Below are 13,034 nucleotides of genomic sequence, written 5' to 3'. Positions count from 1 at the left end.
ACGATGCTTTTGACCAGAAGTGGCGCGCAAACTTTTCGCACTCCAAGGAGGATGAGCTGCTACTTCTGGCTCTATAGCACAACCTGGGCGGTGAGGGGCTGCTCACCCCCCTAAAGCAATGATCGCCAGGATCAACAACGCCCCGAGGCCCGCCAGTACCACACCGGTCAATTGGGTGCGGCCACCGGAGTAGCGCGCCAGCAGCCAGCCCGCCAGGTAAAGCATGGCCAGGGCGACAAGGTGCGACACACGGATCGCTGTGGCGGTGGTGTCGATCAGCAGGAACGGGATGACCATCGGGAACGTCGCCAGCACCACCAGCAGGAACGTGGCCAAGGCGGCTTTGAAATCATCCAGGCCCAGGCGTGGCGGCATCGGCCGGGCGACATCGCGCAGCATGCGGTCACGCAGCATCTCCAGCCCGTCTTCATCCAGTGCCAGGCTGACGCGTTCGGGCAGCGCATCGCTAATCAATTTGCGCCCTTGGCTGCTTGGCGCAGCCTGCAGGCGGGTCAACAAGGTACGGCTGCGGGTGCGCTCGGTCCAGGTGCGTAACAGGTAGATGACCGCATCGGCCAGGCCCCAGGCCAGGTTGCAACCGAACGCGGCAACCAACATCAGCCGGGCATCTTCGCGCCCTGCCGTAGCCACACTCAGCGAGCCAATGAAGGTCATGGCCATCAACAAGCCGAAGATGACTTCAGTAATGCGGTCGATCGGCTCCAGAACGCCCCATTTACGCGGTTGCTCATCTCGGCCCATCACGCCCTCTCCTCCGTCGATAGTCACTATCGAGAATGGCAATTTCTACCAGGCACCGTGGCCGAATAACCTTGCTCCATCGACTCGCCGCCCACGACCCTGGCCCCTGGAGCTACCCCAATGAACACCTTGGCTCGCCTGCTGACCGCCACGTTTGCCGTTTTATCCATCGCTGTCATCAGCGGCTGTGCCAGCCACCCTGAATTGCGCCCGTATACAGCCGAAGAAACTCGCCAACTGCAGTTGGAATCGTTGCAACGCCGCAGCCTTTCCCTGGACGACTACGAGCAGCAACGGCGGGTGATTCAGCGTGCTGGCAACCTGCCAGTGGTCACCGAAGCCGCCGATGCAGACCGTTCGACCAAAGGCTGAGTCGGGAAGGCTGCGGTTCCCTGTGCCCACACGCGCAGGTATGCTCTACCGCTCAACCGCAAGCCTTCCAGGACGGAGACCATGACCAGGCCCCTTCTGTTGCTGAGCGCTTTACTGCTGTTTAGCCCTGTTCTACTGGCACAGCAGATCAAACGCGAACTGGGCAGCTTCGACTTCACACTCGGCACCACGCCCTCGCGCACCATGGCCCAAGGCCTTATCTCACCCAGTGCCGTCGGCGCCTTCCATGGTGGGCTGGACTTAAGCCACCCCAATGGCTGGTACCTGGGCCAGTACGCGCCCAGCATGGGCGTTGCCCCCAACTCGACCCTGCGCCTGGACAGCTACCTGGGCTACAAGCACCATTTCGACAGCACCTTGGGCTACGAGATGGGGTTGATTCATTATAGTCAGCCGAATATCGCAGGGCCCGACAGTTATGCCCTGTACGGTGGCATCTCGGTGTTCGGCAGCCGCTTCGGCGGCGCGTTGCGCGATAACCCCGACAACCGCACCGGCACGCTGTTCGCCGATTTTGGCCAATTGCCGCTGTTCGATGTCGACCTGACCGTAAAGCTTGCCCACCACCAACTGGGTACGCCGTTCACCATTGGCGACGGCGGCCAGGTGACTGCTTTTTCCGATTGGTCGCTGGAGCTGTCGCGGCCTTGGCTTGGCATCGACCTGAACCTGGTCTACAGCAACTCCAACCTCAGTGGCGGCGGTTGCGATGCGTATTCGGGCATGAACACCTATTGCGACAGCGTGGTCACGCTCAAGGCACAGCGCAGTTTCTTCTAGCGCCGTGGCGCCAGCGCCAAGACTAGCCGCCCAGCACCACCACGCACGCAATCAGCAAGCGCAGCGTCAACGGCTCACCAATCAGAGCAACACCGCCCAGAGCGGCAATCACGGGCACACTGAGTTGCAAGGTTGCAGCCCAATGTTCGCGCAGCGCCTGCTGGCGCGTCATTGCAGTGCTGCCACAGCCTCGATTTCCACCAGCATGCCGTCCAGTGCCAGCCGTGGCACCGGGATCAGGGTGCAGGTCGGTTTCATATGCGGCCCCCATGCCCTGTCAGCCTCCGCTACCCATTGGCGCAGGCGCGCGTCGGAATGTTCGACTATCAGCAAGGTCAGCTTGAACACCTGGGCCAGGCTGGCGCCTTTCGATGCCAACGCCAACTCCAGGTTGGCCAGCGCTTGGCGGGCCTGTTCGGCAAACAGGGGCGACAGCTGGCCATCACTGTCCTCTGCGCCCTGACCGGCGATGAACAACAGCCGGCTGTCGGCGCGTACCTCGGCGACGTGGGAATAGGCATTGCCACTGGGATCGTACAGGCCCTCAGGGTTGCTCAACTGGAACACGGCTGGATGGGTCACGACATGCCCTCGATCGGATGGAAGAGTGGCGGAGTATCGGACCTTAAGTTAACTCGAGGTCAAGCGCAGTGTAGGATGTTTCGCACAGAAGGCAAACTGATGTGAACCACGCGTCTGTTTGCGCGGCGGCCATCACGCGCTAGATTGCCAGACCCGGCACGGAGGCCTGAATCCAACAAGGAAAAGCGCATGAGTAATTTTGATTTCCAGCTGGCCTATACCATCAAGCCGCACACCGCACGCAATGACGCCGATGCCGCCCAGGCACGGGTGCATCTGCGGGAAAATCTCGGCCTGGGCACCGTTGAGCACATTGAAACCACCTTGCTTGGTACGGTCGAACTCAAGGGTTCCACCCTCGCAGAGCGCAAGCTCGAGGCTGAGAAACTGATTCATGAATACATTCATAAAGCGCTCAAGCAGCTGCGTGTGCTGTCGACCGTAAGGTTCTACGGCTGCCTGATGGTGAACGGGCTAGGCCCCGCCATACGCTTCGACATCCTGCCCAAGTGAGCCTCGCCGGCATCAGGCGCCCCCGCGCCTGATGCCCGCCACCGTCACTTTTCCTGCAATACCGCCCTGCCCTTCACCGCCCTGGGCCCGCGCCATGCCCAGAACAGCAACCCGGGGAATGGCGCGTACACCACGAAGACGACCCACAGCATCTTGCGTTCGGCGCGCCGCTCACTGCCGATGATGTGCCAGATCGCCCAGACCTCCAGCAGGATGACGAAGGCCGCGATGATGATCCAGATCGTTCCGATTTCCATGAGCGCTCTCCCATTTGGCATGTAATGGGTTGGGTTTCAGCAAGCGCCGAGGGTTCAGATTGTTTTGTCTGGCGCCAGGGCAGCCCATTCAGTGCGGTGCTTTTTCCAGCGCCGACTTCAGCGCCGCCGCATCGGTAAACGCCCGCTGGCCCACCAGCACTCCCTGCTCCAGTTGCAACCACTGTACCTGGCCATCCTGCCCGGAATAGCGGCTGGCAACGCGCCCTTCACGGTCAAGCAGCACGCGGTAGTTGTATGCGCGCATGGCGGGGATGGCGAACAGCTTGCTGATGATCGCCGGCATGCGCTGGATGTCGGCAACAAACACAGCATGACGCGCCTCGAGGTAGCCCTTGGGCTGCTCGGCCAGCGCAGCCTTTACCATCTTTGCGCCGTCCATGTCGCGCGCCACCAGCAGGATCTGCGTGCCAGCATCAAGCCTGTAGGCGTGGTCATACTGGTCAAGCAGCGTGAACGGTGCCAGCTTGTCGCCCGGCTCCAGGGCATTGGCCAGCAACGGCAACAGACTGCACAACAGGGCAATGACGTACTTCATCAAGAATATCCTCGGTAACAGGGCGCGGCATGGCCGAAGGGCCAAGCCAGGTAGGTTGCCTGAACGCGACCTGAAATACGACACACCCACCCGGGAGATTGTCTTTCCCCCGGCCAGCCGCCACACTCTGCGGGCCAGCCAGGAAGCGGAGACCAGAGTGCCCACGCCACGTCAGTTCAGCAAGAAGACCAGTACCAGCAACATGCTGCGGCTGAAATCCACGAGCGCCAATGCCCAGGCCCCGTACAGGGTCGACTTCGTTCTGCTTGAACATTTCTCGATGGCCAGCTTTACCGTCGCCATGGATGTGTTGGTCACCGCCAACCTGCTGCGCGCGGACAGCTTCCGGTTCACCCCGCTGTCGATGGATGGCGACCGAGTGCTCAGCGACCTGGGGCTGGAGCTGGTGGCCACTGAGCTGTCCGCCGAGGCGCTGAAGGAGCTGGACTTGCTGGTGATCTGCGGCGGCCTGCGCACGCCCCTGAAGTACCCGGAACTCGACCGCCTACTGGACGACTGCGCTGCCCACGGCATGGCCCTGGGTGGCCTGTGGAACGGCGCCTGGTTCCTTGGCCGCGCCGGGGTGCTGGACGACTACGGTTGCAGCATCCACCCCGAACAGCGCGCCAGCCTGTCCGAACGCAGCCCGCAAACGCGCATCACCCCGGCCAGCTTTACCCTCGACCGCGACCGCCTCAGCGCCGCCAGCCCCAATGGCGCCATGGAGCTGATGCTGGGCCTGGTGCGCCGGCTGTATGGAGATGGCCTGGCCGAAGGCGTGGAGGAAATCCTGTCATTCTCCGGAGCGCGTTACCGTCAGGTTGGGCCGGGGGCGAAGAAGTCCATGAGCCTGCACCTGCGCACCATCGTCGAACTGATGGAAAACAACCTGGAGGAAACCCTCAGCCTCGACCAACTGGCCGCCTACAGCGGGCGCTCGCGACGGCAGATCGACCGGCTGTTCCAGGCCCAGCTGGGCACATCGCCGCGGCGCTACTACATGGAGCTGCGCATCACCAAAAGCCGCCGCCTGCTGCAGTACTCCGACCTGTCGGTGATGGAAGTGGCAGTGGCCTGCGGGTTTGTTTCGGTGTCGCATTTCAGCAAGTGCTATGCGGCTTACTTCGGCTACCCGCCTTCGCGGGAGCAGCGGCTGGGCGAGTGAGCGCCGTTCAGGCGCGTATGTAACGCAGCACGGCGTCGCAGATCATGGCTTTGTGGCGCAGCTTGATCTCGTCATCGGACAGGTCGATCTGGAAGATCTCGCCAAAGGTGTGGCGGTTCGACACCCGGTAGAAGCAGAACGAGCTCATCAGCATGTGCAGGTCGATCACTTCGATGCCGCCACGGAAAACCCCTTCCTGCACACCACGGCGCAGGGTGTTGCCCAACGCTTCGAGCACCAGGCTGCTCATTTCACGAATGGCCGGCGACTGCTTGACGTACTCGCCATAGTGGATGTTTTCAGTGCAGATGATGCGCACGAAATCGACGTTGCGATCGTGGTGATCGAAGGTGAACTCCACCAGACGACGAATCGCCTGCTCGGCCGGCAGCGACTCCAGGTCCAGGCTTTGCTCGGTCTTGCGGATGTCGCCATACAGCTTGATCAGGCACTCGCAGTACAACTGCTCCTTGCTGCCGAAGTAGTAGTAGATCATGCGCTTGGAGGTGGCAGTGCGTTCGGCGATGGCGTCGACGCGGGCGCCGGCCAGCCCTTGCTGGACGAACTCGTTGATGGCCGCCTGGAGGATATCCTCGCGCGTTTTCTCGGGGTTGTTCTTGCGCGTTCTGCGCCCCCCTTCGGTTTCAGGCTGGCCGAGGCCAACTACGGAATCACTCATACCCACTCACAGGCTATTTATTGGAATGAGGGGGATTATCCGTGAGCGCGGCCATGCAGGGAAGCGCGCTGTTGGTCGGGTAGCCATAAAGCCTCACGGGGGGCTGGCCGTGAAATCATTCACGGCAAGCCGCTGGCATCACTCCCGCTGGGCAGTATTGCGCTCCAGCGGCGGGGTCAGGTGCAGCACGCGGTTGCGCCCGCCTTCGGCCAGCAAGTAACCGCCTTTGCCATCCGCCACGATCGACTGTGGCGCCTTGAGGAAGGTCAGCACGGTGTGCTGAACGCCATCGGCGTCAACACGCAGCAGCCGGGCACGGTGGGTGTTGTCTTCGCTGATCCACAGGCCGCGCTGGTCACAGTACAGGAACGTCGGGTTGCGCAGGCCTTCGACCACCACCGGGTCGCTGCCATCGTCGGACACGGCGCGGACCTTGCCATTGGCCTTTTCGGTGTACAGCAAACGGCCCGCGCAGCGGGTGAGCCCTTCGGTTTCGGTCAGGCCGGAGCGCAGCACATCGAGCTGGCCGCTGTTCCAGTCGTAACGCATCAAGCGACCATTGCCTTTGCGGTCTTCGATGGCATACAGGTGGTCGCCGTCATTCCACAAGCCTTGCACGCTATCGCCGTCGAACAGGGGGGTCACCTGGCCATCGCGGGCCAGGCTGACAGGTGCCCGGCCGCCTTCCTGACTGAACACCCCCCCCCCGTGAGCCGCCGCCATGCCGTCGGGCTTGGACAGGTTGTCGATCACCACGACCCGGTCGCCAGTCGCGGTGATCTTGAGGATGCTGCCACGGCCATCATCCAGCTCGCGGCTGACCAGCAGGCTGCCATCGGCTTGCGGCAGCAGCGAGGCGGCTTTGGTCACATCGCGGAGCAGTACCTCGACATCCCAGCCTGAGGCAGCCTGAACCGGGTAGAAACTCTGCCAGGCGAAAAAGCCCAAGGTGGCGGTAAGCAGGCCGGTGGTGGCAGTCAGGGCGATGCGGGTGCTGCGCCTGCGCAGGATGTGCGGCATGTAGGGGCTCCTCGGGATTGCCGCGATGCTAGCAAGCGAATGTGAAAAAAATGTCGAAGATTGCAGAGCATTACAAAAACAAAAGGATATAAAAATAACTAAACATTCTAACAAACAGGAATATAAAAATTGAAAGCCAAACGCCACCTCCTTAGGCTGGGTACATCGTTTCCCACTCTGTTTCAAGGAGCAAACCCATGCCAACCCGTGCTTTCTCTCCCCTGCGCCGGCTGCTGATCGGCGGCCTGCTGGCCAGTGTCGCCAGCGCCCTGCTGCCTTGGTCCGAAGTTCTGGCCGACGATGCCAAGACCCTGCGCATCGGCTACCAGAAGTTCAACAGCATCAACATCCTCAAAGGCAGCCGCGCCCTGGAAAAAGCGCTGGCACCGCAAGGTGTAACCGTAAGCTGGCACGAATTTGCCGCCGGCCCGCAGTTGCTCGAAGCCCTGAGCACGGGCGCCATCGACCTGGGTCATGCCGCCGATGCGCCGTCTGTGTTCGCCCAGGCCGCCGGTAAGCCGGTGGTGTACCTGGCCGCCGAACAACCCTACCCGCGCGGCATCGGCCTGGTGGTGCGCGAGCAGGACCACCTGGCCAGCGTGCAAGACCTGAAAGGCAAGCGCGTGGCCACCGGCCGCGGCTGGAACGCCCAGTACCTGCTGGCCGTAGCGCTGGAGCAAGCTGGCCTTACCTACAAGGACATCACCCCCGCCTACGTCAACAACGCCGCCGACGCCGTGGCTGCCCTGCAGTCCGGCAGTGTCCAGGCCGTCACCCTGTGGGACCCGTTCCTCGCCGCAGCAGAAAGCCAGCCTGGCCTGAAGAACCTGCGTGACGGCAGCGGCCTGTCCAACAACCGGACGTTCTACCTGTCCACCGCCAGCTATGCCGATCAGCACCGTGCGCTGCTGAAAACCTTCTTCAGCGAACTGGGCAAGGTCAGCCAGTGGGCCAACGCCAAGCCTGCCGAGGTTGCCGCGCTGCTGGCGCCGCAACTGGGCATCAGCGCCAACGTGCTGGAAGTGGCCAGCGAACGGCGTAACTACAATGCCGTGGCCATCACCCCGCAGATCATTGCCGAACAACAGAAACTGGCCGATACCTTCCAAGGCCTGGGCCTGATTCCACGCAAGCTCCAGGTGGCCGACGCGGTCTACCCGGCTTCCGTGTTGCCTTGAGCGGAGCGCAGCCACCATGCCCCGCCCGATCCGCTTCAACGCCTTCAGCATGAACGCCGCCAGCCACCAGTCCCCCGGCCTGTGGCGCCACCCGCGCAACACCAGCGTGGCATTCAACCGCCTGAGCTACTGGACCGACCTGGCTCGCCTGCTGGAGCGCGGCCTGTTCGACGCCGTGTTCATCGCCGATGTGCTGGGCATCTACGATGTCTACCAAGGCGGGCCCGACGCCGCCTTGCGCGGCGGTGTGCAGGTGCCGGTCAACGACCCACTGCTGCTGGTACCGGCCATGGCCGGGGTCACCGAGCACCTCGGTTTCGGCGTTACCTTTTCGCTGACCTACGAACACCCCTACCCCTTTGCCCGGCGTATGTCCACGCTCGACCACCTGAGCAATGGCCGGGTTGGCTGGAACATCGTCACCGGCTACCTCGACAGCGCCGCACGCAACCTCGGCCTGGCGCGCCAGCTGGGCCACGACCAGCGCTACGACCTTGCCGAAGAGTACCTGCAGGTGCTGTACAAGCTATGGGAAAAAAGCTGGGACGACGACGCCGTGCTGCTGGAGCGTGACAGTGGGCGCTATATCGAACCTTCGCGGGTGCACCCTATCAACCATGTGGGCGAGCACTTCCAGGTGCCCGGCATGCACCTGTGCCAGCCCTCGCCACAACGCACGCCGGTGCTGTTCCAGGCCGGTGCTTCGGCACGTGGCCAGCAGTTTGCCGCGCGACATGCCGAATGCGTGTTCATCAGCGGCCCGACGCCCACGGTATTGCGCCGCTACGCCGACGGCATCCGCCAGGCGAGCGAGGCCGCCGGGCGGGATCGTGATGAGGTGCTGATCTACGCCCAGGCGCTGTTGATCGTCGCCCCCACCCGGGAAGAAGCCGAGGCCCGCTTCGCCGAATATCGTCGCTACGTCGACCTGGACGCTGCCCTGGCACTGCTGTCGGGCTGGACCGGCATCGACTTTGCCGGCCTCGACCCCGACGCGCCGATCGAGTATGTCGAAAACGATGCCGGTCGCGCCGCGCTGGCCGCGTTCACCGCCGCCGACCCCAAGCGCCGCTGGACCGTGCGCGAGGCCGCCGAATTCGTTGGCCTGGGTGGTCGCGGGCCGGTGCTGGTCGGCTCAGCCAGCGAGGTCGCCGACCAGTTGGAAAACTGGCTGGACCAGACCGGCATCGACGGCTTCAACCTGACCTATGCCGTGCAGCCGGACGACCTTACCCATGTCGTCGATTTGCTGGTGCCCGAACTGCAACGCCGTGGCCGCTACCCTTCGCGCTACACCGAGGGCACCTTGCGCCACAAGCTGTTCGGCCAAGGCGACCAGCTGCCGGCACAGCACGTTGGGCGTCAGGTTGACATTCAGATATCAAATACCGGGTATTCCAACATTTAATTTGTGGATGCCACGCGCTCGACCCTATTCTGTCGCCACATCCCCTGCGCCGCACCGGCCGGTGCGGTTCACGGCATGGGGAGAGAACAACAAGTCGAGACCGTCCATGTCGAACCATTCGTACTTCGCCCCCCACGGTGGGCACCCGGCTCAAACCGAGCTGCTGACTGACCGTGCCATGTTCACCGAAGCCTATGCCGTTATCCCTAAAGGCGTGATGCGTGACATCGTCACCAGCCACCTGCCGTTCTGGGACAAGATGCGCATGTGGGTCATTGCCCGCCCACTGACCGGTTTTGCCGAAACCTTCTCCCAGTACATCGTCGAAGTGGCCCCGGAAGGCGGCAGCGAGCGCCCAGAGCTGGACCCGAACGCCGAAGCCGTGGTGTTCATCGTCGAAGGCGAGCTGGACATCACCGTCGAAGGCAAGCATCACACCCTGGTACCGGGCGGCTACGCCTTCCTGGCCCCGGGCGCCGAGTGGAGCCTGCGCAACAACAGCAAGTCCAACGTCACCTTCCACTGGCTGCGCAAGCACTACCAGAAGGTTGAAGGCCTGGACGTACCTGAGTCGTTCGTTACCCACCGCGACAACGCCACCGTCATCGAAATGCCGGGCACCGAAGGCCGCTGGGTCACTACCCGCTTCGTCGACATGGCCGACATGCGCCACGACATGCACGTGAACATCGTCACCTTCCAGCCGGGCGGCGTCATCCCGTTCGCGGAAACCCACGTGATGGAACACGGCCTGTACGTGCTGGAAGGCAAGGCGGTGTACCGCCTGAACCAGGACTGGGTCGAAGTCGAAGCCGGCGACTTCATGTGGCTGCGCGCCTTCTGCCCGCAAGCCTGCTACGCCGGCGGCCCAGGCAAGTTCAGCTACCTGCTGTACAAGGACGTGAACCGTCATGTGCATTTGACGCTGAATCCTAAGCGCTAAGCATCAGGCTGATGCCCTAAGCCCGCCAATCTGGCGGGCTTTCTGTTTGCCGCGCATACTGAAACACCCATCCCCCGCACGGTACCGGCTATGCCCCGCGGCCTGCTGCTTACCCTCCTGTTGCTCTGCCCCCCTGCCCTGGCCGCCGATGCCTGGAACCTCGCCTACGACCGCGAAGGCATCCGCGTGTACCTCAGTGGCGTGCCCGACTCGCCCTACCAGCAGTTTCGCGGTGTGAGCACCATGAAAGCCAGCGTGCGCACACTCACCGACCTGCAGGAGAACCTGCGGGTGGCCTGCAAGTGGCTGTATGCCTGTGACCAGATGCGCCTGCTGGACGTGGACGGTGCCAATACCTGGGTGTACCTGACCACCAACCTGCCCTGGCCGACGATGCCACGGGACATTGTGTTGAAGGTGAGCAGCGAACGCCTGGATGACGGTACGCTGTTGCGGCACCTGAGCGCTGAGCCCGACAGGATTCCCAAGGTTGACGGGTTGATCCGTGTGCAGCGCCTGAGTGGTGAATGGCGAATGAAACCGTTGGGTGAGCGGTTGACCGAAGTGACGTACCAGTTGCAAGCCGACCCGGCCGGAGATGTGCCGGGCTGGCTTGCCAATCGGTTCGTGGTGGATGCGCCGGTGGTGACGTTGCGTACGTTGCGGGCTGTTGCTGAGCGCCAGCCCTGAGATGTCACCGGGCCTGAGCGAGCCCTTGTAGGAGCGCGTTAACGCTTGAGCACTCGGCCCTCTTCCGGCGCAGTGCTTTACGCGTTGCACGTTTGATGAATCGTCAATCTCTTATTCTTTTTTTGTAAAACTTCCACACCCCGCAGCGCACCAACAAGTGGGTGCCAAGGTGCAGGTTTGATGGCATTTAAATGATGAGAGCGCAGGCAATAACAAAAAATCAAACTAACGCCCGATGCAACTTCGCAGCGGACTTTCTTATTGTTTGAACGCACCTTCAGAACGTGCGCCTGAAACCATCCCGCGAAAGCCGTTTCATTCTGCCAGCGGCCCAGGTCAAGCGAAACGCTACAGAATGCACACCGGCAAAGGGATTTTTTGCAGAGTGAAAAGCTTGGGTGACAGTTTGCGCAGTGCGCCTGTCAAAAGGCCTGACCCAGCGGTCACATCTTGTAGCTCGAGAGCAGGATGCTGGTCTCGGTATTCTCGATGTGCGGGATTGACCGAATGGTGTTGAGCGCCCGGTCGAAGGCTTCGAGGGTGTCGGCGCGCAGCTCTGCCATCAGGTCCCAGCGGCCATTGGTGGTATGGATGGCCACCACGTTGGGGTGCCCGCGCAGCGCGTGCTTGACCTCTGCGGCGTGGTGGCCGCTGATGCCGATGCTGGTGATTGCCCGCACGCCCTGCTCCAGCACGTCGGAGCGCAGGCGTACCGTGTAGCCAATGATCACGCCCTGCTCTTCGAGCCGGGTAATGCGGTTTTGCACGGTTGCCCTGGCCACCTTGAGCTTCTTCGCCAGGGTCAACACAGGAGTACGTGCATTGTCCCGCAACAGCGCAATCAGTTCCCGATCGATCGTATCCATAACGCCTGCCAATAGTCAGATTGCTACTTTGGGGTAGCAGATTGTCTAGAAAGTTGATGAAACTGGCAACCTGCATTCTTCCGATTGACGCAACCTTTCATCAAAATGTTCATGCCACTTCAACAATTTAAGCGTGCCGCCTGCCGTGACCGGGGCGACCGCACAATAACAAGGTGCAAGAGCATGACGTATTTCATTGATGTTCCAACCATGTCGGACTTGGTACATGACATTGGCGTAGCGCCGTTCATAGGTGAACTGGCTGAGGCCATGCGTGAAGACTTCAAACGCTGGCAAGAGTTTGATAAGTCTGCGCGTGTTGCCAGCCATTCGGAAGTGGGTGTTATCGAATTGATGCCGGTTGCCGACAACAGCCGCTATGCCTTCAAATACGTTAACGGCCACCCGGCCAATACTGCCCGTGACCTGCATACGGTAATGGCCTTTGGCGTGCTGGCCGATGTCGACACCGGCTACCCAGTGCTGCTGTCCGAACTGACCATCGCCACCGCCTTGCGCACCGCCGCCACCTCGTTGATGGCCGCGCAGGCACTGGCGCGGCCGAACGCGCGCAAGATGGCGCTGATAGGCAACGGCGCACAAAGCGAATTCCAGGCGCTTGCCTTCCATAAGCACTTGGGCATCGAAGAAATCGTTGCGTACGACACCGACCCGCTGGCCACCGCCAAGCTGATTGCCAACCTCAAGGAATACAGCGGCCTCACGATCCGCCGGGCCGGCTCGGTAGCCGAAGCCGTGAAAGGCGCGGATATCATCACCACTGTTACCGCCGACAAGGCCTACGCCACCATCATCACCCCCGACATGCTCGAACCCGGCATGCACCTGAATGCCGTGGGCGGCGACTGCCCGGGCAAGACCGAGCTGCACGCTGATGTACTGCGCAACGCCCGCGTGTTCGTCGAGTACGAACCACAAACCCGTGTTGAAGGCGACATCCAGCAACTGCCGGCGGACTTCCCTGTCGTCGACCTGTGGCGTGTACTGCGCGGCGAAACCGAGGGGCGCCAGAGTGACAGCCAGGTCACCGTGTTCGATTCGGTGGGCTTCGCCCTGGAAGATTACACCGTACTACGTTACGTACTACAGCAAGCTGAAAAACGCGGCATGGGCTCGAAGATCGACCTGGTGCCGTGGGTGGAAAACGACCCGAAAGACCTGTTCAGCCACACCCGTGGCCGCGCTGGCAAAAACCGCATCCGACGCGTTGCCTAACCCAAA

16 protein-coding genes and 1 pseudogene are annotated in these 13,034 nt (G+C 62.1%); 9 read left to right on the top strand and 8 right to left on the bottom strand.

Annotated features, from left to right (window positions below; translation table 11 throughout):
- Positions 1 to 102: 102 nt before the first annotated feature.
- Entirely contained in the window at positions 103 to 762 is a 660-nt protein-coding gene (locus tag D8767_RS13435; RefSeq protein WP_016713920.1) for a VIT1/CCC1 transporter family protein, read from the bottom strand.
- Positions 763 to 882: 120 nt separating this feature from the next.
- Between D8767_RS13435 and D8767_RS13430 the strand changes: the two genes are divergently transcribed.
- Positions 883 to 1,134, top strand: coding sequence for a hypothetical protein (locus D8767_RS13430; protein ID WP_016713919.1), 252 nt, complete (start codon positions 883 to 885; stop codon positions 1,132 to 1,134).
- 81 nt (positions 1,135 to 1,215) lie between these two features.
- Positions 1,216 to 1,935, top strand: a complete 720-nt coding sequence (locus D8767_RS13425) for a TorF family putative porin (protein WP_016713918.1) — start codon at positions 1,216 to 1,218, stop codon at positions 1,933 to 1,935.
- Here the strand turns inward: D8767_RS13425 and D8767_RS13420 are convergent.
- Together D8767_RS13420 and D8767_RS13415 are read right to left on the bottom strand one after the other, a co-directional pair.
- A pseudogene (locus D8767_RS13420) lies at positions 1,932 to 2,074 on the bottom strand (EamA family transporter); the annotation flags it as partial. The gene D8767_RS13425 and the pseudogene D8767_RS13420 overlap by 4 nt on opposite strands.
- Before the next feature lie 29 nt (positions 2,075 to 2,103).
- Positions 2,104 to 2,517 (bottom strand): RidA family protein, encoded by a 414-nt coding sequence (locus D8767_RS13415; protein WP_016713916.1) that lies wholly within the window; start codon positions 2,515 to 2,517, stop codon positions 2,104 to 2,106.
- Positions 2,518 to 2,706: 189 nt separating this feature from the next.
- On the opposite strand from D8767_RS13415, the gene D8767_RS13410 reads away from it, so the two are divergent.
- Complete coding sequence (locus D8767_RS13410) at positions 2,707 to 3,030, top strand: hypothetical protein (protein WP_063977449.1); 324 nt, start codon at positions 2,707 to 2,709, stop codon at positions 3,028 to 3,030.
- Between the two features lie 44 nt (positions 3,031 to 3,074).
- Here D8767_RS13410 and D8767_RS13405 read toward each other — a convergent pair whose 3' ends face one another.
- Both D8767_RS13405 and D8767_RS13400 read right to left on the bottom strand, forming a co-directional pair.
- On the bottom strand, positions 3,075 to 3,287 hold the full coding sequence (locus D8767_RS13405; RefSeq protein WP_016713914.1) for a PLDc N-terminal domain-containing protein: 213 nt from the start codon (positions 3,285 to 3,287) through the stop codon (positions 3,075 to 3,077).
- An 88-nt stretch (positions 3,288 to 3,375) separates the two neighbouring features.
- The gene (locus D8767_RS13400) at positions 3,376 to 3,843 is read right to left on the bottom strand and encodes a hypothetical protein (RefSeq protein ID WP_016713913.1); all 468 of its coding nucleotides are present in this window, start codon (positions 3,841 to 3,843) and stop codon (positions 3,376 to 3,378) included.
- Between the two features lie 157 nt (positions 3,844 to 4,000).
- Here D8767_RS13400 and D8767_RS13395 point away from each other — a divergent pair, with 157 nt between their 5' ends.
- On the top strand, positions 4,001 to 5,008 hold the full coding sequence (locus tag D8767_RS13395; protein WP_016713912.1) for a GlxA family transcriptional regulator: 1,008 nt from the start codon (positions 4,001 to 4,003) through the stop codon (positions 5,006 to 5,008).
- Positions 5,009 to 5,015: 7 nt separating this feature from the next.
- Here D8767_RS13395 and D8767_RS13390 read toward each other — a convergent pair whose 3' ends face one another.
- Complete coding sequence (locus D8767_RS13390; protein ID WP_016713911.1) at positions 5,016 to 5,687, bottom strand: TetR/AcrR family transcriptional regulator; 672 nt, start codon at positions 5,685 to 5,687, stop codon at positions 5,016 to 5,018.
- A gap of 138 nt (positions 5,688 to 5,825) precedes the next feature.
- Positions 5,826 to 6,707 (bottom strand): hypothetical protein, encoded by an 882-nt coding sequence (locus D8767_RS13385; RefSeq protein WP_121757675.1) that lies wholly within the window; start codon positions 6,705 to 6,707, stop codon positions 5,826 to 5,828.
- 197 nt (positions 6,708 to 6,904) lie between these two features.
- Between D8767_RS13385 and D8767_RS13380 the strand changes: the two genes are divergently transcribed.
- The 4 genes from D8767_RS13380 to D8767_RS13365 all read left to right on the top strand — a co-directional run bounded on the left by D8767_RS13380 (position 6,905) and on the right by D8767_RS13365 (position 10,926).
- Entirely contained in the window at positions 6,905 to 7,885 is a 981-nt protein-coding gene (locus D8767_RS13380; protein ID WP_016713910.1) for an aliphatic sulfonate ABC transporter substrate-binding protein, read from the top strand.
- Between the two features lie 16 nt (positions 7,886 to 7,901).
- Complete coding sequence (locus D8767_RS13375) at positions 7,902 to 9,293, top strand: LLM class flavin-dependent oxidoreductase (protein ID WP_016713909.1); 1,392 nt, start codon at positions 7,902 to 7,904, stop codon at positions 9,291 to 9,293.
- Positions 9,294 to 9,399: 106 nt separating this feature from the next.
- A complete protein-coding gene (locus D8767_RS13370; protein WP_013972924.1) occupies positions 9,400 to 10,236 on the top strand; it encodes a bifunctional allantoicase/(S)-ureidoglycine aminohydrolase in 837 nt (278 codons plus the stop codon).
- A gap of 90 nt (positions 10,237 to 10,326) precedes the next feature.
- On the top strand, positions 10,327 to 10,926 hold the full coding sequence (locus tag D8767_RS13365; RefSeq protein ID WP_016713908.1) for an START domain-containing protein: 600 nt from the start codon (positions 10,327 to 10,329) through the stop codon (positions 10,924 to 10,926).
- 443 nt (positions 10,927 to 11,369) lie between these two features.
- Here D8767_RS13365 and D8767_RS13360 read toward each other — a convergent pair whose 3' ends face one another.
- Positions 11,370 to 11,792 (bottom strand): Lrp/AsnC family transcriptional regulator, encoded by a 423-nt coding sequence (locus D8767_RS13360; RefSeq protein ID WP_016713907.1) that lies wholly within the window; start codon positions 11,790 to 11,792, stop codon positions 11,370 to 11,372.
- A 183-nt stretch (positions 11,793 to 11,975) separates the two neighbouring features.
- Between D8767_RS13360 and D8767_RS13355 the strand changes: the two genes are divergently transcribed.
- A complete protein-coding gene (locus D8767_RS13355) occupies positions 11,976 to 13,028 on the top strand; it encodes an ornithine cyclodeaminase (protein ID WP_016713906.1) in 1,053 nt (350 codons plus the stop codon).
- The last annotated feature ends 6 nt before the right edge of the window (positions 13,029 to 13,034 follow it).

The organism is Pseudomonas sp. LTGT-11-2Z (assembly GCF_003691445.1).
GTDB lineage: Bacteria > Pseudomonadota > Gammaproteobacteria > Pseudomonadales > Pseudomonadaceae > Aquipseudomonas > Aquipseudomonas monteilii.
The sequence above is the reverse complement of the archived record's forward strand: the minus strand, read 5'-3'. Positions and strand labels throughout refer to the sequence as shown.

Bases quoted from the DNA above. Each gene is read 5' to 3' on its own strand.
- D8767_RS13365 (WP_016713908.1), top strand. From the start codon at position 10,327: ATGCCCCGCGGCCTGCTGCTTACCCTCCTGTTGCTCTGCCCCCCTGCC.
- D8767_RS13435 (WP_016713920.1), bottom strand. From the start codon at position 762: ATGGGCCGAGATGAGCAACCGCGTAAATGGGGCGTTCTGGAGCCGATC.
- D8767_RS13380 (WP_016713910.1), top strand. From the start codon at position 6,905: ATGCCAACCCGTGCTTTCTCTCCCCTGCGCCGGCTGCTGATCGGCGGC.
- D8767_RS13430 (WP_016713919.1), top strand. From the start codon at position 883: ATGAACACCTTGGCTCGCCTGCTGACCGCCACGTTTGCCGTTTTATCC.
- D8767_RS13355 (WP_016713906.1), top strand. From the start codon at position 11,976: ATGACGTATTTCATTGATGTTCCAACCATGTCGGACTTGGTACATGAC.
- D8767_RS13375 (WP_016713909.1), top strand. From the start codon at position 7,902: ATGCCCCGCCCGATCCGCTTCAACGCCTTCAGCATGAACGCCGCCAGC.
- D8767_RS13425 (WP_016713918.1), top strand. From the start codon at position 1,216: ATGACCAGGCCCCTTCTGTTGCTGAGCGCTTTACTGCTGTTTAGCCCT.
- D8767_RS13390 (WP_016713911.1), bottom strand. From the start codon at position 5,687: ATGAGTGATTCCGTAGTTGGCCTCGGCCAGCCTGAAACCGAAGGGGGG.
- D8767_RS13370 (WP_013972924.1), top strand. From the start codon at position 9,400: ATGTCGAACCATTCGTACTTCGCCCCCCACGGTGGGCACCCGGCTCAA.
- D8767_RS13385 (WP_121757675.1), bottom strand. From the start codon at position 6,707: ATGCCGCACATCCTGCGCAGGCGCAGCACCCGCATCGCCCTGACTGCC.
- D8767_RS13360 (WP_016713907.1), bottom strand. From the start codon at position 11,792: ATGGATACGATCGATCGGGAACTGATTGCGCTGTTGCGGGACAATGCA.
- D8767_RS13405 (WP_016713914.1), bottom strand. From the start codon at position 3,287: ATGGAAATCGGAACGATCTGGATCATCATCGCGGCCTTCGTCATCCTG.
- D8767_RS13400 (WP_016713913.1), bottom strand. From the start codon at position 3,843: ATGAAGTACGTCATTGCCCTGTTGTGCAGTCTGTTGCCGTTGCTGGCC.
- D8767_RS13410 (WP_063977449.1), top strand. From the start codon at position 2,707: ATGAGTAATTTTGATTTCCAGCTGGCCTATACCATCAAGCCGCACACC.